Origin of the sequence: Streptomyces luteogriseus, from assembly GCF_014205055.1 — a bacterium.
GTDB lineage: Bacteria > Actinomycetota > Actinomycetes > Streptomycetales > Streptomycetaceae > Streptomyces > Streptomyces luteogriseus.
In genome coordinates, this window is the sequence record NZ_JACHMS010000001.1 from 4,348,134 (window position 1) to 4,371,910 (window position 23,777).

Annotated in this window: 22 protein-coding genes; 11 read left to right on the forward strand and 11 right to left on the reverse strand. The window is 68.9% G+C overall.

The features are described from left to right. The first annotated feature begins 104 nt into the window (after nucleotides 1-104). Nucleotides 105-2,756: a transglycosylase domain-containing protein gene (locus tag BJ965_RS19075; protein WP_246545926.1), complete on the forward strand. Its 2,652-nt coding sequence runs from the start codon at nucleotides 105-107 to the stop codon at nucleotides 2,754-2,756. A gap of 127 nt (nucleotides 2,757-2,883) precedes the next feature. Further along, nucleotides 2,884-4,419 (forward strand): glycosyltransferase family 87 protein, encoded by a 1,536-nt coding sequence (locus BJ965_RS19080; protein ID WP_184909766.1) that lies wholly within the window; start codon nucleotides 2,884-2,886, stop codon nucleotides 4,417-4,419. Between the two features lie 78 nt (nucleotides 4,420-4,497). On the opposite strand, the gene BJ965_RS19085 is transcribed toward BJ965_RS19080, so the two are convergent. The 3 genes from BJ965_RS19085 to BJ965_RS19095 all read right to left on the reverse strand — a co-directional run bounded on the left by BJ965_RS19085 (nucleotide 4,498) and on the right by BJ965_RS19095 (nucleotide 7,205). Next, nucleotides 4,498-5,529 carry an alanine racemase gene (locus BJ965_RS19085; RefSeq protein WP_030847092.1) on the reverse strand — a complete coding sequence of 344 codons (1,032 nt, stop codon included), beginning with the start codon at nucleotides 5,527-5,529 and terminating at the stop codon, nucleotides 4,498-4,500. An 81-nt stretch (nucleotides 5,530-5,610) separates the two neighbouring features. Next, nucleotides 5,611-6,732 (reverse strand): peptidoglycan bridge formation glycyltransferase FemX, encoded by a 1,122-nt coding sequence (gene femX / locus BJ965_RS19090; RefSeq protein WP_184909767.1) that lies wholly within the window; start codon nucleotides 6,730-6,732, stop codon nucleotides 5,611-5,613. Nucleotides 6,733-6,899: 167 nt separating this feature from the next. Next, a complete protein-coding gene (locus BJ965_RS19095; RefSeq protein ID WP_184909768.1) occupies nucleotides 6,900-7,205 on the reverse strand; it encodes a hypothetical protein in 306 nt (101 codons plus the stop codon). A 264-nt stretch (nucleotides 7,206-7,469) separates the two neighbouring features. Between BJ965_RS19095 and rpsF the strand changes: the two genes are divergently transcribed. The 4 genes from rpsF (at nucleotide 7,470) to rplI (ending at nucleotide 9,175) form a co-directional block, all read left to right on the forward strand. Then, nucleotides 7,470-7,760: a 30S ribosomal protein S6 gene (gene rpsF, locus BJ965_RS19100; protein WP_030847098.1), complete on the forward strand. Its 291-nt coding sequence runs from the start codon at nucleotides 7,470-7,472 to the stop codon at nucleotides 7,758-7,760. A 71-nt stretch (nucleotides 7,761-7,831) separates the two neighbouring features. Then, nucleotides 7,832-8,428: a single-stranded DNA-binding protein gene (locus BJ965_RS19105; RefSeq protein ID WP_031102703.1), complete on the forward strand. Its 597-nt coding sequence runs from the start codon at nucleotides 7,832-7,834 to the stop codon at nucleotides 8,426-8,428. 45 nt (nucleotides 8,429-8,473) lie between these two features. Beyond that, a complete protein-coding gene (gene rpsR, locus BJ965_RS19110; RefSeq protein ID WP_003949403.1) occupies nucleotides 8,474-8,710 on the forward strand; it encodes a 30S ribosomal protein S18 in 237 nt (78 codons plus the stop codon). 18 nt (nucleotides 8,711-8,728) lie between these two features. Continuing rightward, complete coding sequence (gene rplI, locus BJ965_RS19115; RefSeq protein WP_184909769.1) at nucleotides 8,729-9,175, forward strand: 50S ribosomal protein L9; 447 nt, start codon at nucleotides 8,729-8,731, stop codon at nucleotides 9,173-9,175. A gap of 162 nt (nucleotides 9,176-9,337) precedes the next feature. Here the strand turns inward: rplI and BJ965_RS19120 are convergent, their stop codons facing one another. Further along, nucleotides 9,338-10,675 carry an MATE family efflux transporter gene (locus BJ965_RS19120; protein ID WP_184909770.1) on the reverse strand — a complete coding sequence of 446 codons (1,338 nt, stop codon included), beginning with the start codon at nucleotides 10,673-10,675 and terminating at the stop codon, nucleotides 9,338-9,340. Between the two features lie 460 nt (nucleotides 10,676-11,135). Between BJ965_RS19120 and dnaB the strand changes: the two genes are divergently transcribed. Together dnaB and BJ965_RS19130 are read left to right on the forward strand one after the other, a co-directional pair. Further along, nucleotides 11,136-12,617 carry a replicative DNA helicase gene (dnaB, locus tag BJ965_RS19125; RefSeq protein ID WP_184909771.1) on the forward strand — a complete coding sequence of 494 codons (1,482 nt, stop codon included), beginning with the start codon at nucleotides 11,136-11,138 and terminating at the stop codon, nucleotides 12,615-12,617. A gap of 73 nt (nucleotides 12,618-12,690) precedes the next feature. Further along, nucleotides 12,691-14,076 (forward strand): serine hydrolase domain-containing protein, encoded by a 1,386-nt coding sequence (locus tag BJ965_RS19130; RefSeq protein WP_184909772.1) that lies wholly within the window; start codon nucleotides 12,691-12,693, stop codon nucleotides 14,074-14,076. 57 nt (nucleotides 14,077-14,133) lie between these two features. Here BJ965_RS19130 and BJ965_RS19135 read toward each other — a convergent pair whose 3' ends face one another. Both BJ965_RS19135 and BJ965_RS19140 read right to left on the reverse strand, forming a co-directional pair. Beyond that, complete coding sequence (locus BJ965_RS19135) at nucleotides 14,134-14,586, reverse strand: GNAT family N-acetyltransferase (protein ID WP_184909773.1); 453 nt, start codon at nucleotides 14,584-14,586, stop codon at nucleotides 14,134-14,136. 56 nt (nucleotides 14,587-14,642) lie between these two features. Then, nucleotides 14,643-15,107: a MarR family winged helix-turn-helix transcriptional regulator gene (locus BJ965_RS19140; RefSeq protein ID WP_184909774.1), complete on the reverse strand. Its 465-nt coding sequence runs from the start codon at nucleotides 15,105-15,107 to the stop codon at nucleotides 14,643-14,645. 141 nt (nucleotides 15,108-15,248) lie between these two features. Here BJ965_RS19140 and BJ965_RS19145 point away from each other — a divergent pair, with 141 nt between their 5' ends. Beyond that, nucleotides 15,249-16,457, forward strand: a complete 1,209-nt coding sequence (locus tag BJ965_RS19145; RefSeq protein ID WP_184909775.1) for an MFS transporter — start codon at nucleotides 15,249-15,251, stop codon at nucleotides 16,455-16,457. A 66-nt stretch (nucleotides 16,458-16,523) separates the two neighbouring features. Then, entirely contained in the window at nucleotides 16,524-16,946 is a 423-nt protein-coding gene (locus tag BJ965_RS19150; RefSeq protein WP_184909776.1) for a GlcG/HbpS family heme-binding protein, read from the forward strand. A 71-nt stretch (nucleotides 16,947-17,017) separates the two neighbouring features. On the opposite strand, the gene BJ965_RS19155 is transcribed toward BJ965_RS19150, so the two are convergent. Further along, complete coding sequence (locus BJ965_RS19155; RefSeq protein ID WP_184909777.1) at nucleotides 17,018-17,881, reverse strand: GNAT family N-acetyltransferase; 864 nt, start codon at nucleotides 17,879-17,881, stop codon at nucleotides 17,018-17,020. 594 nt (nucleotides 17,882-18,475) lie between these two features. On the opposite strand from BJ965_RS19155, the gene BJ965_RS19160 reads away from it, so the two are divergent. Beyond that, nucleotides 18,476-20,080: a globin domain-containing protein gene (locus BJ965_RS19160; protein WP_376777928.1), complete on the forward strand. Its 1,605-nt coding sequence runs from the start codon at nucleotides 18,476-18,478 to the stop codon at nucleotides 20,078-20,080. An 8-nt stretch (nucleotides 20,081-20,088) separates the two neighbouring features. On the opposite strand, the gene BJ965_RS19165 is transcribed toward BJ965_RS19160, so the two are convergent. The 4 genes from BJ965_RS19165 to BJ965_RS19180 form a co-directional block, all read right to left on the reverse strand. Further along, on the reverse strand, nucleotides 20,089-20,571 hold the full coding sequence (locus BJ965_RS19165) for an NUDIX domain-containing protein (protein ID WP_184909779.1): 483 nt from the start codon (nucleotides 20,569-20,571) through the stop codon (nucleotides 20,089-20,091). Nucleotides 20,572-20,833: 262 nt separating this feature from the next. Further along, on the reverse strand, nucleotides 20,834-21,739 hold the full coding sequence (locus BJ965_RS19170; RefSeq protein ID WP_184909780.1) for a LysR family transcriptional regulator: 906 nt from the start codon (nucleotides 21,737-21,739) through the stop codon (nucleotides 20,834-20,836). Between the two features lie 193 nt (nucleotides 21,740-21,932). After that, on the reverse strand, nucleotides 21,933-23,057 hold the full coding sequence (locus BJ965_RS19175) for a cystathionine gamma-lyase (protein WP_184917317.1): 1,125 nt from the start codon (nucleotides 23,055-23,057) through the stop codon (nucleotides 21,933-21,935). Nucleotides 23,058-23,281: 224 nt separating this feature from the next. After that, nucleotides 23,282-23,776, reverse strand: coding sequence for a low molecular weight protein-tyrosine-phosphatase (locus tag BJ965_RS19180; RefSeq protein ID WP_184909781.1), 495 nt, complete (start codon nucleotides 23,774-23,776; stop codon nucleotides 23,282-23,284). Between the last annotated feature and the right edge of the window lies 1 nt (nucleotide 23,777).

Sequence of the window (23,777 nt, forward strand, 5' to 3'; positions counted from 1 at the left end):
ACCGATGAATGCGGAGCCGACCGCATCCGTACTTCGGGGGGACCGGAAACTAGCCGCCGTTTCCAGGCGCGCAGGGGTGCGCCTGCCCGAGGAGTAGTCGTTCGATGAGCGAGCACCGTCGCAAACCGCCGCAGCCGCAGGGAGGCGGACGTGCCGCGGCCCGACGCGGCCAGTCCGGCTCGTCCCCCGGCCGCCGTGCGGCACCGCGAGGCGCCACCGGGTCTCCGTCCGACTCTTACGGGTCGGACTCCTACGACTCGGGGGGTGAGGAGCGTCAGTACGGCGGCCGTGCCGAGGCCCGCCGTGCGGCGCAGAGAAGTACGGGGGGCGGCCGCCGCAGAGGCGCCGAACCGACCCGAGGTGGCCGGCGTGCCGCGCCCGGCGGGCCGGGCGGGCCCGGACGGGGCCGGGGCCGCGCTGCCGCCGTTCCCGACAAGAAGCGGCTGATCGACTATCCGCGGGCCGGCAAGTACGGCTGGCAGCGCTGGATGCCGTCCTGGAAGCTCGTCTCCGGCCTGTGCATCGCCTTCTTCGGCAGCCTGGTTGCCGTGGCGGGCATCGGCTACGCCATGGTGGGCGTCCCCAATGAGGAGAACGCTGCGGCCCGGTCGCAGAACAACGTCTACTACTGGGCCGACGGCACCCAGATGGTCGCCGCGGGCAGTGGTCAGAACCGGCAGAACGTCACGATCGACCGGATTCCCCCAGCCATGCGGTGGGCGGTGATCTCGGCCGAGAACAAGAGCTTCTACCAGGACTCCGGTGTCGACCCCATGGGTATCGCCCGTGCCCTGGCGAACATGGCCCGGGGCGGTGACACGCAGGGTGGTTCGACGATCACCCAGCAGTTCGTCAAGAACACCTACCTGAGCCAGGAACAGACGGTCAGCCGTAAGTTCAAGGAAATGTTCATCTCGATCAAGGTGGGCACGAAGCTCTCCAAGGACGAGATCCTCCAGGGGTACCTCAACACGTCGTACTACGGCCGCGGCGCATACGGTATCCAGGCCGCCGCCCAGGCCTACTACGGCAAGGAGGCGCGATACCTCACTCCGAGTGAGTCCGCCTTCCTCGCCGCGCTGCTCAAGGGCCCGACGTACTACGACCCCGCGGGCAACGAAAGCCTCGATAAGAACGCGAGCAGAGACAAGAACACCAAGCGGTCCAAGGACCGTTGGGCCTGGATCCTCGAGCAGATGCACAACGACAAGAGGATCACGGACCAGCAGTACCAGGAAGCGATCAAGAAGTACCCCATGCCCGACCCCCGCAAGGCGTCCAAGGGCATGACCGGCCAGATCGGCTACCTGGTGGACACGGCCAAGAAGTACGTCCTGAACCACTCCAACATCTCCGAGAAGCAGTTCGACCAGGGCGGTTACCAGATCAAGACGACCTTCGACAAGGACAAGGTCGAGGCGCTGGCGAAGGCCGTCAAGAAGGTCGAGAAGGAGAAGCTCGACCCGAAGAACCGTGAGCTGGACAAGCACGTCCAGTTCGGTGGTGCGTCGGTGAAGCCCAACGACGGCGCGATCGTCGCGCTCTACGGCGGCGCGGGGTACGAGAACGGCCACTTCAACAACAACGCCGACACCTCGGGTGTCCCCGTCGGTTCGACGTGGAAGCCGTTCGTGCTCGCCGCCGCGATGGAGCACGGTACCTACCGGAGCAAGGGCCCCCTTTCGCCACTGAGCAAGTACAACGGCAACGACCACCTCAAGGTCAGGAACAACGACGGCACCTACGTCCTGAAGAAGGACAACACGCCGTTCTTCCAGGAGAACGAGAGCGACTACCCCTGGGGCTACATCTCCTTGCACAAGGCGATGGAGCAGTCCGTGAACACGCCGTTCGTGCAGCTCGGCATGGACGTGGGGATGAAGAACGTGGCCGACCTGGCCGAGAAGTCCGGCATCTTGAACAGCAGCTTCGCCGGTCTCAACGCTTCATTCGCGCTCGGTACGTCGACTCCCAGTGCGATCCGTATGGCCGACGCCTACGCGACGTTCGCCGCGTCGGGCAAGCAGGCCGCCCCGTACTCGGTGACCAGCGTCAAGTCCAACGGCCGGGAGATCGAGGGCTTCGAGAAGCCGAGGGTCACGCGAGCGATGCCGGAGCAAGTGGCCAACAACGTCACGGACGTTCTGGAGAACGTCATCCAGAACGGTACGGGTAAGAAGGCGCTCTCCCTGGGCCGCACCGCGGCCGGCAAGACCGGTACCACCGACGAGAACAAGTCGGCCTGGTTCGTCGGCTACACCCAGCAGCTGTCGACCTCGGTCGCGATGTTCCGTGAGGACCCCAAGAGCGCCAAGCTGCTCTCCATGAACGGCACCGCGGGTGAGAAGTCCATTCATGGTGGTGACGTTCCCACGCTGGTGTGGACCGAGTACATGAGGGCCGCGCTCGAGGGTGAGACCGACCTCGGCTTCCCCGAGGCCGAGAAGATCGGCGTCGTCCAGCACGAAGCGGGCGCTCCGTCGCCGAAGCCGACGCCCAGCGTGGAGCCCAGCGAGACCGTGACCGAGTCGCCGAGCCCCACGCCCACCGAGAGCTCGACTCCGTCGCCCACACCGAGCAACACCTGTGGGTTCTTCGGATGCGAGAACGACGGTGGCACGGAGAACGGTGGCACGGACAACGGTGGAACCGACGGAGGAGTGACCTCTCCGCCCGCACCGACCGAATCAGCCGAGGACGGCGGCAACAGCAGGGGCAATGGCAACGGAGGCATCTTCGGAGGCCCCGAGGGATAGCCGCCGCCGACAGATCGCCCGGCTTGGGTGTTTCACGTGAAACGCGAGGGCGTTTCACGTGAAACAAGGGCCGCCGTCCCCCTCGGGTACGGCGGCCCTCGGCGTATTGCCAGACTCGTACGGCAGGATGTGCGACATGCCCAGTGCAGAATCGACGCAAGCGAGCGTCCATGAGCGGGAGCCCGTGCGACCGACCAAGGAGGACGAGGTCGCCGCGGCCGGCAGCGAGCTGATCGGCGGTCCGCTCGGGCGGCGTGCCCTGCTCGGGTCGTCCTGGTGGACTCCGGTGCGGGTGATCGCGTTGGTGGCGATCGGCATGTTCGCCCTCGGCCTGGTCCAGAAGGCGCCCTGCTACGACGGGGCCTGGTTCTTCGGCGCCAGCTCCCAGTACACGCACGCGTGCTATTCGGACATTCCCCACCTCTACCAGGGGCGGGGCTTCGCTGATGGGCTCGTGCCGTACTTCGACCGGCTTCCCGGCGACATGCAGTACCTGGAGTACCCGGTCCTCACCGGTGTCTTCATGGAAGTCGCCTCCTGGCTCACGCCCGGCAGCGGCACCATCCAGTACCAGGAGCAGTGGTACTGGATGGTCAACGCCGGAATGCTCATGGTGTGCGCGGCGGTCATCGTCGTCTGTGTGACCCGCACCCACGCCCGGCGTCCCTGGGACGGACTACTGGTCGCCCTGGCGCCTGCTGCCGCGCTGACGGCGACCATCAACTGGGACCTGCTCGCCGTGGCTCTGACGGCGGCGGCGATGCTGATGTGGTCACGTGGCCGTTCTCTCGCGTTCGGCGTCCTGCTGGGGCTGGCCACGGCCGCCAAGCTCTATCCTTTCCTGCTCCTCGGACCGCTGATGGTGCTGTGCTGGCGCGCTGGCAGGTGGCGCGAGTTCGGTACGGCGCTGGGCGGCGCGATCGTCGCCTGGGTCGTCGTGAACGGGCCGGTGATGCTCTTCGCCTTCGAGGGCTGGTCGAAGTTCTACACGTTCAGCCAGGAGCGGGGCGTCGACTTCGGCTCCTTCTGGCTGATCATGGCCCAGAACTCGGACGACCCGCTCAGCACCGACACCGTCAACACGCTCGCCACGCTGCTGATGCTGGTGTGCTGTGCGGCCGTCGCGGCGCTCGCACTGACCGCCCCGCGCCGCCCGCGCTTCGCCCAGCTCGCCTTTCTGATCGTCGCGGCGTTCATCCTCACCAACAAGGTCTACTCGCCGCAGTACGTCCTGTGGCTGGTGCCGCTGGCCGCTCTCGCCCGGCCGAAGTGGCGGGACTTCCTGATCTGGCAGGCCTGCGAGGTGGCGTACTTCCTCGGGATCTGGCTGTACCTCGCGTACACGACCAGTGGAGACGCTCACAAGGGGCTGCCCACTGACGGCTACCACTGGGCCATCGGCCTGCACCTGCTCGGCACGCTGTACCTGTGCGTGATGGTCGTGCGCGACATCTTCATGCCGGAGCGGGATCCGGTGCGGCGGTCCGGCGACGACGATCCCTCGGGCGGAGTGCTCGACGGCGCCGTGGATGTCTTCGTCTTCGGCCCGGCGGCTCGCCCCCGGCGGCACGAGACCGATGCCCGGTTCGACGCGCCATCGGTCGAGTGGGGCAGGCCAGGACCCACGGGGTTCGCTCTGAGCGAACGGAACGAGAGGCCGTAGCCGGAAAGGCCAAAGGCCGTACACGGTAAGCCGTGTACGGCCTTCTTGCCGCGCTGCGAGGGTCGGTGCCCGTGACGGTCAGCGGTCCATGATCCGGTCGAACTGCGTGGTGGTGTGCCGCAGATGGGCCACGAGTTCATCGCCGACCTTCGGCTCGGGCGCGTCCGCCGGCACGAACAGGATCGAGACCTGCATGTGCGGCGGCTCAGCGAACCAGCGCTGCTTGCCGCCCCAGACGAACGGAGAAAGATTCCGGTTCACCGTCGCGAGGCCGGCGCGGGCGACGCCCTTGGCGCGCGGCATGACGCCGTGCAGTGCCTTGGGAGCCTCCAGGCCCACTCCGTGCGACGTACCGCCCGCCACGACCACCAGGAAGCCGTCGGAGGCCGCCTTCTGCTGCCGGTAGCCGAAGCGGTCGCCCTTGGCGACGCGTGTGACGTCCAGGACCGCGCCGCGGTACTCGGTGGCGTCGTGGTCCCCCAGCCACAGCCGCGTGCCGATGCGGGCCCGGAAGCGGGTCTGCGGGAACTGCTGCTGGAGCCGGGCGAGTTCCTCGGCCTTGAGGTGGCTGACGAACATGGTGTGCAGGGGCAGCCGGGCGGCACGCAGCCGGTCCATCCAGCCGATGACCTCCTCGACGGCGTCCGAGCCGTCGGTGCGGTCCAGCGGCAGGTGGATGGCGAAGCCCTCCAGCCGGACGTTCTCGATGGCGGCGTGCAGCTGCGCCAAGTCCTGCTCGCTGATGCCGTGCCGCTTCATCGAGGACATCACCTCGATCACCACACGGGCGCCGACCAGGCCGTACACACCGTCTATCGACGACACCGAGCGGATGACCCGGTCCGGCAGCGGCACCGGCTCCTCGCCCCGCCGGTAGGGCGTCAGCACCAGCAGGTCCCCGCCGAACCAGTCTTTGATCCGGGCGGCCTCGTAGGTCGTGCCGACGGCGAGGACGTCCGAGCCCAGCCGTGTGGCCTCCTCCGCCAGCCGCTCGTGCCCGAAGCCGTAGCCGTTGCCCTTGCAGACCGGCACGAGGCCCGGGAACTGCTCCTGCACGTGCTTGTGGTGCGCACGCCAGCGCGCGGTGTCGACGTAGAGCGTGAGCGCCATGGCCGGACCTGGAACCTTTCTCGCGGTGCCGTGTATCGGCGGTTGCCGTGTATCAGGGGTATAGAAGCACTGAATGGGACATCAGCGGCGCGACATGTAGATGTCGAGCGCCTTGTGCAGCAGCTTGTTCAGCGGGAAGTCCCACTCGCCGAGGTACTCGGCCGCCTGGCCGCCGGTACCCACCTTGAACTGGATCAGCCCGAAGAGGTGGTCGGTCTCGTCGAGCGAGTCGGAGATGCCGCGCAGGTCGTAGACGGTGGCGCCGAGCGCGTAGGCGTCGCGCAGCATCCGCCACTGCATCGCGTTCGAGGGGCGGACCTCACGGCCGATGTTGTCGGAGGCGCCGTAGGAGTACCAGACGTGTCCGCCGACGATCAGCATCGTCGCGGCCGACAGGTTCACGCCGTTGTGCCGGGCGAAGTACAGCCGCATGCGGTTGGGGTCCTCGGTGTTGAGGGCCGTCCACATGCGCTGGAAGTACGCCAGCGGGCGCGGGCGGAAGTGATCGCGCACGGCCGTGATCTCGTACAGGCGCTGCCACTCCTCGAGGTCCTGGTAGCCGCCCTGGACGACCTCGACGCCGGCCTTCTCGGCCTTCTTGATGTTGCGGCGCCACAGCTGGTTGAAGTTCTTGTGGACCTCTTCCAGGGAGCGGTTCGCCAGCGGCACCTGGTACACGTAGCGGGGCTGGACGTCGCCGAAGCCGGCGCCGCCGTCCTCGCCCTGCTGCCAGCCCATACGGCGCAGCTTGTCGGCGACCTCGAAGGCGCGCGGCTCGATGTGGTCGGCCTCGATGTCGCGCAGGCGCTTGACGTCCGGGTTCTGGATGCCCGCCTTGATGGAGGGGGCCTCCCAGCGCCGGATGATCACCGGCGGGCCCATCTTCACGGAGAAGGCGCCCTGCTGCTTCAGGTGCGCCAGCATCGGTTCGAGCCAGTCCTGCAGATTTGGCGCGAACCAGTTGATGACCGGGCCCTCGGGCAGGTAGGCGAGGTAGCGCTTGATCTTGGGAAGCTGCCGGTAGAGGACCAGACCGGCACCGACCATCTCGCCGGTGCGGTCGTCGAACCAGCCGAGGTTCTCGGAGCGCCACTCCGCCTTGACGTCAGCCCAGGCCGGGACCTGCATGTGGCTCGCCGACGGCAGGCTCTGGATGTATGCCAGATGCTGCTCGCGACTGATGGTCCTCAGGGTCAGGCTCATTTCGGGGCGCTCCTCGGGCTGGTGTGTCCCCATGGGTACAGGGGCTCCGGCTCTCGCGCGAAGCCTACTGCGCCGTGGAAGCGCGCCGGTTGGGCGTACGGGACCTTCGCCCCGGCCCGAGGCCGGCCGGGGCGTGACCCGGTGTTCAGATGAGGGGTGCCCTGGCGTCAGCCGATGAGGCCGCCGTGCGCCATGCCCAGGAAGAACCCGACGCCCGATGCGCCCAAGCCGAGGATCAGGCCGAAGCGCTCTCGGGTCGTTTCCGAGATCCACTGGCCGTACGCGCCCGTGAGGATGCCCACGAGACCGGCCCAGGAGCTGAGCAGATGCAGGTCCTCGTCGATGATCGCCGAGAGGAACGAGGTGAGGCCCAGCACCAGGGTCACCGCGAGCAGCGCGTCCTGGAGGGGATGGGGCTTGCCGTCCGTGGCGAAGAGGCCGCCGGCGGTGTTGGGTCGCAATGCCTGTGCCATAGGGCACCTCCTGCGAAAGTCGGCGCATCGTAGCGCCATACACACCCGATGTGTACAGATTGGCTGCCCTGGCGGCCGGATTTCAACCGCAAGCCGCTGTGCGGGTACTCTGTACCGTCCGCACCGGTGTCTGCCCATGTCATGGCAGGGGCTTCTCGCCAGAAACCCCGACTGTCAGTGGTGGCCGATACCGTTGCCTACGCATCACAACCCTCCTGCCACGGAACGACCGTGGCCGCTGAGTCCAAAGGAGGTGGGTTCCACATGCGTCACTACGAGGTGATGGTCATCCTCGACCCCGAGGTCGAGGAGCGCGCTGTCTCTCCGCTGATCGAGAACTTCCTCTCTGTCGTCCGTGACGGCGGCGGAAAGGTCGAGAAGGTCGACACCTGGGGCCGTCGTCGTCTCGCGTACGAGATCAAGAAGAAGCCCGAGGGCATCTACTCGGTCATCGACCTGCAGGCCGAGCCTGCGGTCGTCAAGGAGCTCGACCGCCAGATGAACCTGAACGAGTCGGTCCTCCGGACCAAGGTCCTCCGTCCCGAGACCCACTGAGCTTTCCGGCTCAGCTGATCCCGGGATTCGAGTAGCAAGCAGCCAGAGCAAACCCGCCGAGAGGTTCCCCCATGGCAGGCGAGACCGTCATCACGGTCGTCGGCAATCTTGTCGACGACCCCGAGCTGCGCTTCACCCCCTCCGGTGCGGCGGTCGCGAAGTTCCGTGTCGCGTCCACCCCCCGCACCTTCGACCGCCAGACGAACGAGTGGAAGGACGGCGAGAGCCTGTTCCTGACCTGCTCGGTCTGGCGTCAGGCGGCGGAGAACGTCGCGGAGTCGCTCCAGCGAGGCATGCGCGTCATCGTGCAGGGCCGGCTGAAGCAGCGGTCCTACGAGGACCGTGAGGGTGTCAAGCGCACGGTCTACGAGCTGGACGTCGAGGAAGTCGGCGCCAGCCTGCGCAACGCCACGGCCAAGGTCACCAAGACCACCGGCCGCGGTGGCCAGGGCGGCCAGGGTGGCTACGGCGGCGGTGGCGGTGGCGCCCAGGGTGGCGGCGGCTGGGGCGGCGGCCCCGGTGGCGGCCAGCAGGGCGGCGGCGCTCCCGCCGACGACCCGTGGGCGACCGGCGCTCCCGCCGGTGGCAACCAGGGCGGTGGCGGCGGCTGGGGTGGAAACTCCGGCGGCGGCAGTGGCGGCGGCTACTCGGACGAGCCCCCCTTCTAGGGACGGGTTCGCACTCACACTTCTTGATCACACAGGAGAAACACCATGGCTAAGCCGCCTGTGCGCAAGCCGAAGAAGAAGGTCTGCGCATTCTGCAAGGACAAGGTCACGTACGTGGACTACAAGGACACGAACATGCTGCGGAAGTTCATTTCCGACCGCGGCAAGATCCGTGCCCGCCGCGTGACCGGCAACTGCACGCAGCACCAGCGTGACGTCGCCACGGCTGTGAAGAACAGCCGTGAGATGGCGCTGCTGCCCTACACCTCCACCGCGCGATAAGGGAAGGGTGACCGACTCATGAAGATCATCCTCACCCACGAGGTCACCGGCCTCGGTGCCGCGGGCGACGTCGTCGACGTCAAGGACGGTTACGCTCGCAACTACCTGATCCCGCGGAAGTTCGCTATCCGCTGGACCAAGGGTGGCGAGAAGGACGTCGAGCAGATCCGTCGTGCTCGCAAGATCCACGAGATCCAGACCATCGAGCAGGCCAACGCTGTGAAGGCCCAGCTCGAGGGCGTCAAGGTCCGTCTGGCCGTTCGCTCCGGCGACGCCGGTCGTCTCTTCGGTTCCGTCACGCCGGCCGACGTCGCTTCCGCGATCAAGGCCTCCGGTGGTCCCGAGGTCGACAAGCGCCGTATCGAACTCGGCTCGCCGATCAAGACGCTGGGCGCTCACGAGACGTCCGTGCGTCTGCACCCCGAGGTTGCCGCCAAGGTCAACATCGAGGTCGTCGCGGCCTGAGTGTCGCGCCTGCTGAAGCAGTAACGAAGGGGCCGCACCCTGAAGGGTGCGGCCCCTTTCGTGTCGCCCCTGCGGAGCGGCGTCTGCGTTTCACGTGAAACACCGCGTTCTGCGGAGCACCCCCTGTTTCACGTGAAACAGGCAGCGTTTCACGTGAAACGGTCAGCGGGTCGCTCCCGTCACGATCCAGCGGCCAGATCGGGCACGAAGCCACAGGGTCAGCATCCGCACGGTCATCATCAGCGTCATCGTGGCCCAGAGGGCGGTGAGACCACCGCCCAGTACGGGGACCAGCAAGGCCGCAGGTGTGAACACCGCCAGGGTGAGCAGCATGGCCCAGGCGAGGTAGGGACCGTCACCGGCGCCCATCAGGACTCCGTCCAGGACGAAGACGATGCCGGAGATCGGCTGGGACAGGGCGACGATGACCAGAGCGGGGAGCGCCACGTCCTTGACGGTCGGGTCACTGGTGAACAAGGGCAGGAAGACCGGTCGGGTGATGACCACCAGTACGCCCAGGACGACCCCGACGGCGATGCCCCACTCCACCATGCGACGGCATGCGTCCCGGGCGCCCTGGGCGTCACCGGCTCCGAGGTAGCGACCGATGATGGCCTGCCCCGCGATGGCGATGGCGTCGAGGGCGAAGGCCAGCAGGCTCCACAGGGAGAGGATGATCTGGTGGGCGGCGATGTCGGCATCCCCGAGGCGAGCGGCGACCGCTGTGGCGATCATCAGGATCGCCCGCAGAGAGAGGGTGCGGACCAGCAGAGGCACACCGGCTTGGGCGGACGCCCTGATCCCGGCGGCATCCGGGCGCAGCGAAGCACCGTGCTTTCGCGCTCCTCGCAGTACCACCGCTAGGTAGACCGCAGCCATGCCGCACTGGGCGATGACGGTGCCCCACGCGGAACCGGCGATCCCCAGGCCGGCGCCGTAGACAAGCCCGGCGTTGAGGGCGCCGTTGGCGATGAAGCCGACTATGGCGACGTAGAGCGGCGTTTTGGTGTCCTGCAGGCCACGCAGGACGCCGGTCGCCGCGAGGACGACGAGCATGGCCGGTATGCCGAGCACGGAGATGCGCAGATACGTGATCGCGTAGGGGGTTGCCGCATCCGAGGCGCCGAAGAGGTCCACGAGGTGGGGTGCTGTCGGCAGTGCGACGGCGACGACTGCGGCGCCGAGGAGCAGTGCCAGCCATATGCCGTCCATGCCCTGCCGGATGGCGGCCGGGAGGTCGCCCGCTCCGACACGGCGCGCAACTGCCGCTGTTGTGGCGTAGGCCAAGAAGACGAAGACGCTCACGGCGGTCATCAGCAGGGCCGAGGCGATGCCGAGGCCGGCGAGCTGGGCGGTGCCCAGATGGCCGACGATGGCAGTGTCGGTCATGAGGAAGAGGGGCTCGGCGACGAGGGCGCCGAAGGCCGGAAGGGCCAGTGCGACGATCTCGCGGTCGTGCTGTCTCCGGCCGGCGGGTCGGCGCGCAGGGGCCTGTGTCATGTGCACCAATCTAATCGTCCACAGGTAAGAGATGCAAAGCTTTTGCAACCCTTACTTACCGTCCTGGGGTGCGCACTGCTGTACCCGGTGTGAGGCGATCTTGGGCTGGTTGGGAAAGTTTTTCTTCTGCACAACCGGTGGACGGCAAAGACGCAGGTCAAGGTGGCTTCTTTCGCGGAAGTCGCTGCTTGTTCACAGGCCTGTCCACCGGGTCGTGCACAGGTTTCGCGGAGTTCTCCACAGCATCTGGGCCGTCGTCCACATGGCCTGTGGATAACCAGATTGGCTGACGGTGCCGAGGGGCCTACGGTAGTCCGGCGCCCGCTCCGTCCGCCGGTTTTCAAAACGCTACAAAACCGGCGCGTGCCAACCGGAGTTGGGCCTCTTATTTGTCAGTGCCGTGCCGTAGAACAGAGGGGCACGGCTAGGTCTGCTTCGGCGGACGGGAGGAGGTGGCTCGGTGAGCATTTCCGAGCCCTTGGACGACCCGTGGGCCGACAGCGGGCCCAGTGATCGTCTGCCCGCCTCCCGACGGCGGGGTGACGGAGCCCGGGGCCGCGACGAACAGCACGAGCGCGGCAGGGACAGCGGAGCGTGGGACGGCGGATCGGCCTCGTCCTTCGAGCGGGTGCCCCCGCAGGACATCGACGCCGAGCAGTCCGTGCTCGGCGGCATGCTTCTGTCCAAGGACGCCATCGCCGATGTCGTCGAGATCCTCAAGGGTCACGACTTCTACAAGCCGGCCCACGAGACGATCTACCAGGCCGTCCTCGACGTCTACGCCAAGGGCGAGCCGGCCGACCCCATCACGATCGCGGCCGAGCTCACCAAGCGCGGCGAGATCAACAAGGTCGGCGGGGCCTCGTACCTGCACACCCTCGTCCAGACGGTGCCCACGGCGGCCAACGCTGCGTACTACGCGGAGATCGTCCACGAGCGGGCCGTCCTGCGCCGCTTGGTCGAGGCCGGAACCCGCATCACGCAGATGGGATACGCGGCCGACGACGACGTGGACGAGATCGTCAACCGTGCCCAGGCCGAGGTCTACGCGGTCACCGAGCAGCGCACCAGCGAGGACTACCTGCCGCTCGGCGACATCATGGAGGGCGCGCTCGACGAGATCGAGGCCATCGGCTCGCGCAGCGGGGAGATGACCGGCGTGCCCACCGGGTTCACCGACTTCGACTCGCTCACCAACGGCCTGCATCCCGGGCAGATGATCGTCATCGCGGCCCGTCCCGCCATGGGTAAGTCCACGCTGGCCCTGGACTTCGCCCGGGCCGCGTCGATCAAGCACAACCTGCCGAGCGTCATCTTCTCCCTGGAGATGGGGCGTAACGAGATCGCGATGCGTCTGCTGTCCGCGGAGGCCCGCGTCGCCCTGCACCACATGCGGTCCGGCACCATGACGGACGACGACTGGACGCGTCTGGCGCGCCGGATGCCCGAGGTCTCGTCGGCGCCCCTATACATCGACGACTCCCCGAACCTGTCGATGATGGAGATTCGCGCGAAGTGCCGCCGGCTGAAGCAGCGCAACGACATCAGGCTCGTGATCATCGACTATCTCCAGCTGATGCAGGCCGGCGGCTCCAAGCGCTCCGAGAGCCGTCAGCAGGAGGTCTCGGACATGTCCCGGAACCTCAAGCTCCTGGCCAAGGAGCTGGAGGTTCCGGTGATCGCGTTGTCCCAGCTCAACCGTGGTCCCGAGCAGCGCACGGACAAGAAGCCGATGGTGTCCGACCTGCGTGAGTCGGGCTCCATCGAGCAGGACGCCGACATGGTGATCCTTCTGCACCGCGAGGACGCGTACGAGAAGGAGTCGCCCCGCGCGGGCGAGGCGGACATCATCGTGGGCAAGCACCGAAACGGCCCGACGGCGACGATCACCGTCGCCTTCCAGGGCCACTACTCGCGGTTCGTGGACATGGCGCAGACCTGATCGGCCCCGACCTCGCCGGCCCTGCCCCCGAATGTGCTCGACGCGGGGATGCCGGGCCGGGTGGACTGGGCCCATGACGACATCTCAGGGAGAACTGCTTCCCGGCACACGTCGCGCTCTGCTGCACCGCATCGCCGTCGCACAGGCCGAAGGGCGGGCCCCGTCGCTCGTCGCGGCCGTCGTGCGGGACGGGGCGACGGTGTGGACGGGCGCACGGACCTCGGTGGAAGGGCACGCGCCGGACGAGAATGTGCAGTACAGGATCGGCTCGATCACCAAGACGTTCACGGCCGTTCTCGTGCTGCGGCTGCGCGACGAGGGCGCGCTGGCTCTCGGGGATCCACTCGAGAAGCATCTGCCGGGCGCCGGAGTGGGGGAGGCGACCGTCGCCGAACTCCTCGCGCACACAGGCGGGCTGGCGGCCGAGACGCCGGGTCCGTGGTGGGAGCGGAGTCCTGGATCCCTGCGTCCCGAACTCGCCGACGTGCTGGGCGAGCGGCCCCTGCTGACCCCGCCCGGCCGACGGTTCCACTACTCGAACCCGGGCTACGCCCTGCTCGGCGCGCTCGTCGAGAAGCTCCGCGGGGCTTCCTGGGAGGACGTTCTTCGGCGCGAAGTGCTCGAACCCCTGGGGCTGCATCGAACGAGCGTGCGGCCCCAGGCGCCCCATGCGGGCGGCTGGGCCGTTCATCCCTGGGCCGATGTGATGCTTCCCGAGCCCACCGAGGATCTGGGGCGCATGGCGCCGGCCGGCCAACTCTGGTCGACGACAGGTGACTTGGCGCGGTTCGCGGTCTTCCTGGTCAACGGTGACGAGCGGGTACTGAGTGCCGAGTCGCTGCGGGAGATGAGGACACCGGCCGCGCCCCACGAGGCGGCGGACGTGGCGAGCGGTTACGCCTACTGCCTGGGTATGGAGATCCGGCGACGGAACGGACGGTCCCTCGTCGGCCACACCGGTTCGCTGCCCGGCTTCCTCGCCTGCCTCATGATCAGCGTCGAGGACGACGTTGCCGCGATCGCCCTGGCCAACTCCACGTCAGGACCGCTGCTGTTCGCTGTCGCCGCCGACCTGGTCCGCATCGTCGCCGAGGCGGAACCGCGTATCCCGGCACCGTGGAAGCCGCTGGGTGACGTCGACCCGTCGCTGCTGGAGCTGACGGGGCAGTGGTACTGGGGGACGCACGCCTTCGCGCTGCGGCTGACGGCCGACGGGTTGATGTCGCTCGGGCCGCTGACCGGCGCGGGCCGCCGCTCGCGGTTTCGCCCGAACGGTGACGGCACATGGACAGGGCTGGAGGGCTACTACGCCGGCGAGCTCCTGAAGGCCGTACGGCGGCCGGACGGGTCCGTGGGCCATCTGGACCTCGGCTCGTTCGTGTTCACGCGTCAGCCGTACGACGAGGGGGCTCCTGTGCCGGGTGGCGTCGACCCCGAGGGGTGGCGCGGCATCGGTTAGGCGGAGAGATGTGTGGGCGCTCTGTTTCACGTGAAACAGAGCGCCCACACATGCTGGTCACAGCTGGAGCTTGAAGCCCGTGTGGGAGGCCGTGAAGCCGAGCCGCTCGTAGAAGCGGTGGGCGTCGGCGCGGGTCTTGTCGGAGGTCAGCTGGAGCAACTGGCATCCCTGGGCCCGGGATTCCTCGATCGCCCATTCGATGAGCTCGGTTCCCAGGCCGCTGCCCCGCTCCTCCGCGTGGATGCGCACGCCTTCGATGATCGACCTGGTCGCGCCCCGTCGGGAGAGTCCGGGGATGATGGTGAGCTGGAGCGTGCCGACGACCCTTTCCTCCCTGACTGCCACCACCAGGCGCTGGTTCGGGTCGGCGCTGAGCCGCTCCAGCGCGGAGAGGTAGGGGGTGAGGTCGTCCGGTGACTCGCGCTGTGCGCCCAGTGGGTCGTCCGCGAGCATTCCGACGATCGCCGGAACGTCGTCAGCGACGGCGGCACGTATTTCAAGATCTCCCATGGCCGCACCCTACGCAGAGGCAGCCGCCTGCGGAGGGGTGATCACGTCAGCGCGTCCTAGGCGGGCACCGGGGCCTTCAGTGTTTCCACGACCCGGACCAGCGGGGCCAGCTCGGGATTCTTCGCCGCTTCGTCGAGAGCCTCGCGCAGGGCGGCGTCATTGGTCGGCCGCGCCGCTTCCAGCAGCTCAAGACCTGCCGTGGTGACGTTCGTGTAGATGCCCCGACGGTCGGTGGGGCACAGGTAGCGCTCCAGGAGGCCGCGGTCTTCCAGCCGGGTGACCAGGCGTGTGGTGGCGCTCTGGCTGAGGACGACCGCGTCGGCGACCTGCTTCATCTGCAGATGCCCGCCGTCCCCGTCGTGCTGCCTGCTGAGCACGTCCAGCAGGGAGTACTCGCGCGCGCTGAGGTCGTGCCCGGCCTGCAGGGCGCGCTCGATGTGGGCCTCGATCCTCCCGTGGAGCAGGGAGAGGGCGCACCAGCTCTGGGCGAGAGCGGTGAGCGCGGGGTCCGTCGCTGTCATTGGCGTTTCCTCCGTCCCGGAGCCGTACCGCCCAGGATAGAGCACGGCCGCAATTGACGGCGGTTGCACATAGCCCGCGCCTGCAACTATTGTGAACGCACGCAAAGCGCTCATGCAATCGTCTGGGAAGGTAACCCCTCCATGCCTCTCGCGCTTCTGGCCCTCGCGATCGGGGCCTTCGGGATCGGAACGACGGAATTCGTGATCATGGGCTTGCTGCCCGAGGTCGCGGGTGACTACGGGGTCTCCATCCCCACGGCCGGATACCTGGTGACCGGCTATGCGCTCGGCGTCATGTTCGGCGCCCCGCTGATGACCGTGCTCGGCACCAGGATCTCCCGCAAGCGGATGCTGATGCTGCTGATGGGCCTGTTCGTCATCGGCAACCTGGTCTCGGCACTCGCCCCGGCCTTCTCCGTCATGCTGATCGGCCGGATCGTCGCCTCGCTGGCCCACGGCGCCTTCTTCGGTATCGGCGCGGTCGTCGCGGCCGATCTTGTCGCCCCGGACAGGAAGGCCGGAGCCATCGCGATGATGTTCACCGGTCTGACCGTCGCCAACGTGGTCGGCGTTCCGCTGGGCACGCTGGTCGGGCAGTCCGTCGGCTGGCGGGTGACCTTCGGGCTCGTCGCCGCCCTCGGTGTCATCGGCCTGGCCGGCATCGCCCGGCTCGTCCCCGACATGCCCAAGCCGGAGGGCGTGCACCTGCGGCACGAACTGGCCGCGTTCAAGAACGTGCAGGTCCTGCTCGCGATGGCCATGACCGTCCTCGGCTTCGGCGGCGTTTTCGCGGCCATCACCTACATCGCGCCGATGATGACCCACGTCGCAGGCTTCGCAGACGGTTCCGTCACCTGGCTACTGGTCCTCTTCGGCCTCGGCATGGTGGGCGGCAACCTCGTCGGCGGCAAGTTCGCCGACCGCGCCCTGATGCCCATGCTGTACGTCTCCCTGGGTGCCCTGGCCGTCGTCCTGGCGCTGTTCACCCTCACCGCCCACGACAAGCTGCTGTCGGCGATCACCATCGTGCTGATCGGCGCCCTGGGCTTCGCCACCGTGCCACCGCTCCAGAAGCGGGTCCTCGACCAGGCGCACGGGGCTCCGACGCTGGCCTCCGCCGTGAACATCGGCGCCTTCAACCTCGGCAACGCGCTGTCCGCCTGGCTCGGCGGCCTCGTGATCGCCGCGGGCCTCGGCTACACGGCACCCAACTGGGTCGGTGCCGCCCTGGCCGTCGGCGCGCTGGTCCTGGCCCTCCTCTCGGCCGCCTTGGAGCGCCGTTCCGGTGGCCCCAGCACCGTCGTCACGGGGTCCGCGCCGGCCGAGCAGCGAGCCGCTGTCCACCACTGAACAACCGGATCGTCCCGGTCCACCCATGACCCGGCACCACCAGCACGTCTGCTAGGAGAACCCCTCATGAGCACCACCACCGCTGTCGCCCCGCTGACCACCCGGGACGCCGACACCCTCGTCGCCGCGGCCCACCACGCCGCCGAAGCCGCAGGCGTCACTGTCAGCGTCACCGTCCTGGACGCGGGCGGCCACCTGCTCGCCTTCCGGCGGGACGACCGCGCCGTGCTGATCTCCGGCGAGACCAGCACTCGCAAGGCCTACACGGCTCTCCAGCTGAACGCGCCTACTGCCGACCTGGTCGAGTCGGTGCAGCCCGGAGGCCTCTTCCACACGCTGCCGACCGCACTCGACCGCCCGCTGCTGTTCATCGCGGGCGGAGTGCCGGTGCTCCGCGACGGCCGCCTGATCGGCGCGATCGGCGTCGGCGGCGGTGCCCCGGAACAGGACCACGGTTTCGCCACAGACGCTGTGGAGGCCCTTGCCTGACCCGGCCCCTTCAGCGCGACGACGCCGGTTCCCCGATCCCCGGGGAGCCGGCGTCGCCGTATCGAGACTCGTCAGCCCGCCGCGACCGTCACCGGCGCGAACCGGCGGGTCCAATCTCCGGGCAGCTCGGTGATCCCGTACGTCATCACCGAGTTGAAGGCGACGGACTCCAGGCCGCGCTCCTTCACCCACGCGAGAAGTTCCTCGTGCCGCACGTCGATGTCGGTGCGCAGGGGGCGGTCGGTGTGGGCGGCGAGGGAGGCCAGGAGCGCCTGGGCCACCGACGTGTCGCGTGCGATGAGCGGGCCGACGACATGGGTGTCCATGTTGGGCCAGGCGGCCGCGTACCCGATGATCTGCCCGCCCTCCTCGGCCACCCGCAACTGGTCGGCGAAGGCGGGGAGTCGGGTGACGATGTGCGTGCGGTCGGTCCCGAACACCTGCTCGTCGAGGCGGAGGATCGCGGTGAGGTCCTCGGCGGTGGCGGCACGGGTGGCGACCCTCGGCTCCGGTCCAACGGGAGTGAAACGCCCGCGCACCATCTCGGCCCGCCCGGTGGCCTTGAAGCCCAGTTCCTCGTAGAGGGGCCGGCCGTTCGGTGTCGCGTGCAGAGTGAGGGGCGTGGTGCCCATCGCGGAGACGACGTGCTGCATGAGCCGGCGTCCCACACCTTGCCGTGCGTGCCGTCCGGCGACCAGGACCATGCCGAGAGCGGCGAGGGTGGGGTTCTGGGGTCCGTACTCGGTGACCACGCAGGCGCTCGCGAGACCGCCGTCGGGGGCGTCGATCCCGTAGCCCTTCCCGGCCGTGAGAAGGAAGCCCCACTTGTGCTCCTCCCGTGGCCACCCCCGGTCCTCGGACAAGTCCGCGCAGGCGGCTTGATCGCGGAGCGTCAGACGGCGGATGGGCAATGAGGCAAGGGAAGGAGTCGACACGCAGGTCAGGCTGTCCGACAAGGGCCCCCGGCGTCCACCTCTTTCAGTGGAGTCATACGAGCTTTTGGCCAGTTGTCGCCGCTCGCACACGGCGCGTGCCACTGCTGCGTGTTTCACGTGAAACACGCAAGAACACCGAGTGGCCGATCGAGGCGCCGAACGGTGCCTTCTCGTCCCGTAGTTGACGGACTTGAAGATTCGCCTGGCGCGCGTATTCGTGATGAGGAGAGGGGGGACTTGTGTGCGCGGCGGTGGCCGGTAGGGTCGACTCCGGTTCGCATCCGGGATGGGACGACCCGTTCCGTGTGGGCCGAGTGCAGGGCAACGCAGCCTAACGGGACGGAGAGATCGAAGACCCGCGTTTCCGCTTTTGCGACGGATGCGATCCTGGCGAGTGAGAGGCTCGATGAGAGTGACTGCGGCCAATGTCACACTCTCGCCTTACTTGTCCGTACGGAGCCGGAATACGGGTTGAATGTGGCCGCATTGGCCGCGACAAGGATGGGAACGCAGACCGTCCACGGGGGAAAGCAGGCACCTTCCGACTGGGGAAGTGCGCAGACCGACCGAAAGATGCTCGAGGCGAGGCACACCATGGACGCTCCGACCACCACGTCGGCCGACAACGGCACTTCTGGCGGCGGGGGCGGCTGGTTCACACCCCGCAAGAACCCGACGACGGCGCCGGACAGCGGCGCCGAAACCGCAGACAGGCCGGCGGAAGGGCGTCGACCGGCCTCGATACGCCCCGTGGGCAGGCCCGGAGCCGCCTCGGAAGCACCGGCGGCCGGCACCCCCGCGCCCCCCACCGGCACAAGCACCGGTGAGCCGGACCACGGGCGTGAAACTCCGGAGGCGACACCCCGGCCCGCTCCGGCAGCCGCACAGCCTGCTCCGTCTCCCGCGGACTCGAGCCCTGCCACCGCCACGTCGCCGGGACCCGTACCGACACCTCTCACCCCGGCCCCCTTCGCCTCCACCCTGGCTCCGCCGCCCACAGCTGCCTCGGAAGCGCGTGTTCCCGCCCAGCGGCCCTCTCCGGTGCCGCCCGCAGTGGAGGCCACAGCCGCGCCCGCCGCAGCGGGCTCCCCGGACGCCGTCCTCATTCGCCGCGCCATGGCCGAGGTCGCCCCGGTCTCCGACAAGGTGACGTCGTACTTCTACGCCCTGCTCTTCGTCCGCCACCCCGATCTGCGGTCGCTGTTCCCGGCCGCGATGGACACTCAGCGGGACCGGCTGCTGAGGGCGCTGCTCACGGCCGCCGAACACATCGACAACAAGGACGTCCTCGTCGACTACCTTCAGAACCTCGGCCGGGGCCACCGGAAGTACGGCACGCGGGCCGAGCACTATCCGGCCGTCGGCGAGTGTCTGATCGGCGCACTGAGCAAGTACGCCGCCGGTGTCTGGAGCCCGGAGATGGAGGCGGCCTGGGTCCGGGCCTACACCACGATCTCCCAGGTCATGATCGACGCGGCGGCCGCGGACGAACTGCGCGCCCCCGCCTGGTGGTACGCCGAGATCGTCACGCACGACATGAGAACCCCGGACGTCGCGGTCGTCACCGTCCGCCCCGACCAGCCGTACCCCTTCCTCGCCGGGCAGTACACGAGCCTTGAGACGCCCTGGTGGCCCCGGATCTGGCGGCACTACTCGTTTGCCTCGGCGCCCCGCTCCGACGGTCTGCTGTCGTTCCACGTGAAGGCCGTCCCGGCGGGCTGGGTCTCCAACGCCCTGGTGCACCGCGCCCGCCCCGGCGACATCATCCGGCTCGGCCCGCCCGCGGGTTCCATGACCGTCGACCACACCACCGACAGCGGCCTGCTCTGCGTAGGCGGTGGAACGGGCATAGCGCCCATCAAGGCCTTGGTCGAGGACGTCGCCGAGCACGGCGAACACAGGTCCGTCGAGGTCTTCTACGGGGCCCGCACCGACCACGACCTGTACGACATCGACACCATGCTCCGCCTCCAGCAAACACACCCGTGGCTCTCGGTCAGGGCGATCATCGACCAGCAGGCGCACCAGCAGCTGCCGGACGCCGTACGCGCCTACGGGCCGTGGAACGAGTTCGACGCCTACCTCTCGGGTCCGCCCGGGATGATCCGCAGCGGTGTGAACGCCCTGCGGGACAGTGGCATCCCGTCGGACCGCATACGGCACGACTCCGTGGAGGAACTGGTCGCCGCCGGAAGCTGACCCGGGTCTCAGCCCAGGTCGGGCGCGTGCATCGCCAGGACGCCCTCGATGTTGCCGTCGAGATAATGCCGCAGCGACAGCGGCACGAGATGGACGGAGGCGATCCCGACCCGGGTGAAGGGCACGCGCACGATCTCGTACTCGCCGACCGGCTCGTCGACCTCGGGGCCGTGGCGCAGGGACGGGTCCATGGACTCCAGGCGGCAGACGAAGAAGTGCTGAACCTTCACGCCGGTCGCGCCGCCGTCCTCCCCGATGTGCTCCATGGTGTCCACGAAGCAGGGCACCACGTCGGTGATCTTCGCGCCGAGTTCCTCGTACACCTCGCGGTGCAGGGCGTCGACGACGGTCGAGTCGCCGGGTTCGACGCCGCCACCGGGGGTGAGCCAGTACGGGTCCACACCCGGCTTGGTGCGCTTGATCAGGATCAGGTCGACACCGTCCAGCAGAACGGCGCGGGCGGTGCGCTTGACCACGGGTCGGACGGTCATGAGTGAAATGTGGCCCGGCTGGTTCCACGTGAAACATCGCGAAACGTCACCGTCCGAGCTCCCAGAGTGAGCCACGGTCCCGAGCGCCCCTGTCTGTCGGTCGAAGCCGCCTCCGAAGGTCTCGGAACCCGCAGGTCGAAGCTGCCTCCGAAGGTCTCGGAACCCGCAGGTCGAAGCCGCCTCCGAAGGTCTCGGCACCCATCGCTCGAAGCCGCTCCCGAGGGCCTCGGCGCCCGTGTGTCGCACCGCGCATCCAAGGCCCTCAGCACCAGTCGGCCGAAGCCTGCTGCAGCCAGTCGTGGGCCCGCGCGATATGGGGCATGGCGAGCGTCCCGGTGCGGACCACCAGGAAGTACGTGCGCAGTGGTGGCACGGCCGGCTCGTGCAGGGCGACGACATCGCCCCGCTCCAGTGCCGCCGCGCAGAGGTAGCGGGGCAGCACCGCCAGCCCGGCGCCCGCGACCGCGCAGGCCAGGACCGCACGCAAGTCCGGGACGATCACGGTTCCCGGCGCGGCCGGGGGCGAGTCGAAGACGGAGACCCAGTAACGGGAGACGAACGGCAGCGACTCGTGCACCTCCACCACCGGCATCTTCTCGAGGGCCGGTGACGGCCTGCGGTCAGGCGGGCCCGTGCCGAGCTGTTCGGCCCAGCGCGGGGCGGCGACCAGGACGTGCTCCTCGTCGCAGAGCGCAGTCGCCGTGAGCAGGGCGCCGCGCGGCTGGGCCGTGCTGATGGCCAGATCATGATGTCCGGCGGAGAGTCCGTCCAGCGTCTCCTCGGCGTTCCCGAAGGAGGCGCGCAAGGCGAAGCCCTGGCCGTCCTCGCCGGTCAGCTCGGTGAGGGCGGGCAGGGCTCGTTCGGCCGTGAACTCCGGTGGGCCTGCGAGGTGCAGCGTCCGTAAGGAGGAGTCGTCGTCGAGGCCGGTCTCGGTGATCTCCACCAGGGCGTCGAGATGGGGTGCGGCCTTGTGGGCGAGTTCGTCGCCGATGCTCGTCGGGGTCACACCTCGGGCCTGTCGCAAGAACAGAGGGCGGCCCAGCTGCCGCTCCAGCGTCCGTATCTGCGAGGTGACAGCAGGTTGGGAGAGACCGAGCAGAGCGGCGGCGCGGGTGAAGGAGCCGGCCCGGTGCACGGTCACGAAGGTCCGCAGCAAGGCCAGATCCACCGTGCACTCCCCTCTCCGGCCCCGCTCCCTGCCCCGACCGTGCTCAACTATAAATAAGTCGATAGGTCTCTGTCGCTACTGTGATTGGACACTGACAGAGAGTCAACTAGCCTTGGTCGCGCGGTTCTTGCGCGCGGAACCGGGGGACGGTCCGAGCCACGAGGGGGGAGGCTCGGACCGTCCGTGACGATGGTCAGGCGCCCGACGCGTCCAGCGCCCCCAGCAGGTCCGCCACCAGGTCCTCCGGGTCCTCGGCGCCGACCGACAGGCGGATGAAGCCCTCCGGCACCGCGTCCCCGCCCCAGCGTCCACGCCGTTCCGCGGTGGACCGTACTCCGCCGAAGCTCGTCGCGTCGTCCACGAGCCGCAGTGCGTCGAGGAAGCGGTCGGCACGCTCGCGGGTGGGCAGCGTGAACGACACCACGCAGCCGAAGCGCCGCATCTGCCGTGCCGCGATCTGGTGCGAGGGGTCGTCGGGAAGCCCCGGGTAACGCAACCCCGTCACCTCGGGCCGCTCGCGCAGCGCCTCGGCGACCGCCAGGGCCGTCGCGCTCTGCCGGTCGACCCGCATCTGGAGCGTCGCGATCGAACGGTGCGCGAGCCAGGCCTCCATGGGCCCGGGAATCGCGCCGACGATCTTGCGCCAGCGGCGCACGGCGGCCATGGCCCCGGCGTTCCGGCCGACGACATAGCCCAGGAGGACGTCACCGTGGCCGGTGAGCTGCTTGGTGCCGCTGGCCACCGCGAAGTCGGCACCGAGCTCCAGCGGACGCTGGCCGAGCGGTGTCGCAAGGGTGTTGTCGACGGCCACCAGGGCACCACGCGCGTGTGCCGCCTCGGTGAGCCGCCTGATGTCGCACACGTCGAGCCCGGGGTTCGACGGGGTCTCGATCCACAGCAGCCGGGCGCCGTCGAGGACGTCGAGCTGGGCATCACCGCCCGTCGGCGCGGTGCGCACCTCGATGCCGTACGCCTCCAGCTGGGCGCGGACCAGCGGCAGTGCCTGGTAGCCGTCGTCGGGCAGGACGCACACGTCACCGGTGCGCAGCTGCGAGAAGAGCACCGCCGAGATCGCGGCCATGCCCGAGGCGAAGACGAGCGTCTCGGCACCGTCCTGGCCGGGCGCCTCCAGCTCGCCGACGGCGCGCTCCAGCAGCGTCCAGGTCGGGTTCTCGTCACGGCCGTAGGTGTAGGGACCGGTCGGGTCGCCCGGCAGGTGGAAGTGGGCGGCGAACACGGGGCCGGGCAGCGTGGGCTCGTGCTTGACCGGCTCGGGCAGCCCGGCCCGCACGGCCCGCGTGCCGTCCCCGGTGCCCATGGCCGTCTGCCCCACGGCGCCCGTCACCTCGTCCACGGCACCCGTCGCCGTGTCCACCGCGTCCGTGACGTCGTCCACGGCGTCCGTCACCTCGTCGACGGCCCCCTTCGCCCGGCCCACCGCACGTGTCACCTGGCTCGCGGCATCCTTCACCTGGCCCGCGTCGTCGGTAGCCCGGGCCGGGTCACCCGTCGTCCCGCCCGCGTCACCCGTCGCGGAATCGTTCATACCGCCTGTCCCTCCACGTCCTCGCGCACTGCGGCGAGCAGACCGGTGCTCGCCGCCTCCACCATCTCAAGACATTCCTCGAAGCCGTCCAGGCCCCCGTAGTAGGGGTCCGGCACGTCGAGGTCGTCGTCGCCGACGGCTGGGTCGTAGGAGCGGAGCAGCCGCACCTTCCCCGCGTCATGCTCCGTGGGGGCGAGCCTGCGCAGGGCCCCGAGGTGGCCGGAGTCGAGGGCGATCACCAGGTCGAGGCGGGAGAACCAGGACGACCGGAACTGCCGGGCCGTGTGGTCGCCGGCGTAGCCGTTGTCCTCGAGGACGGCCACCGTACGCGGGTCGGCTCCGTCGCCCTCGTGCCAGCCACCCGTGCCGGCGCTGTCGACCTCCACCAGTTCGTCGAGACCCGCCTCCGCCACCCGCGCGCGGAAGACGATCTCGGCCATCGGGGAACGGCAGATGTTGCCCGTGCAGACGAAGCAGACCCGGTACGTCATG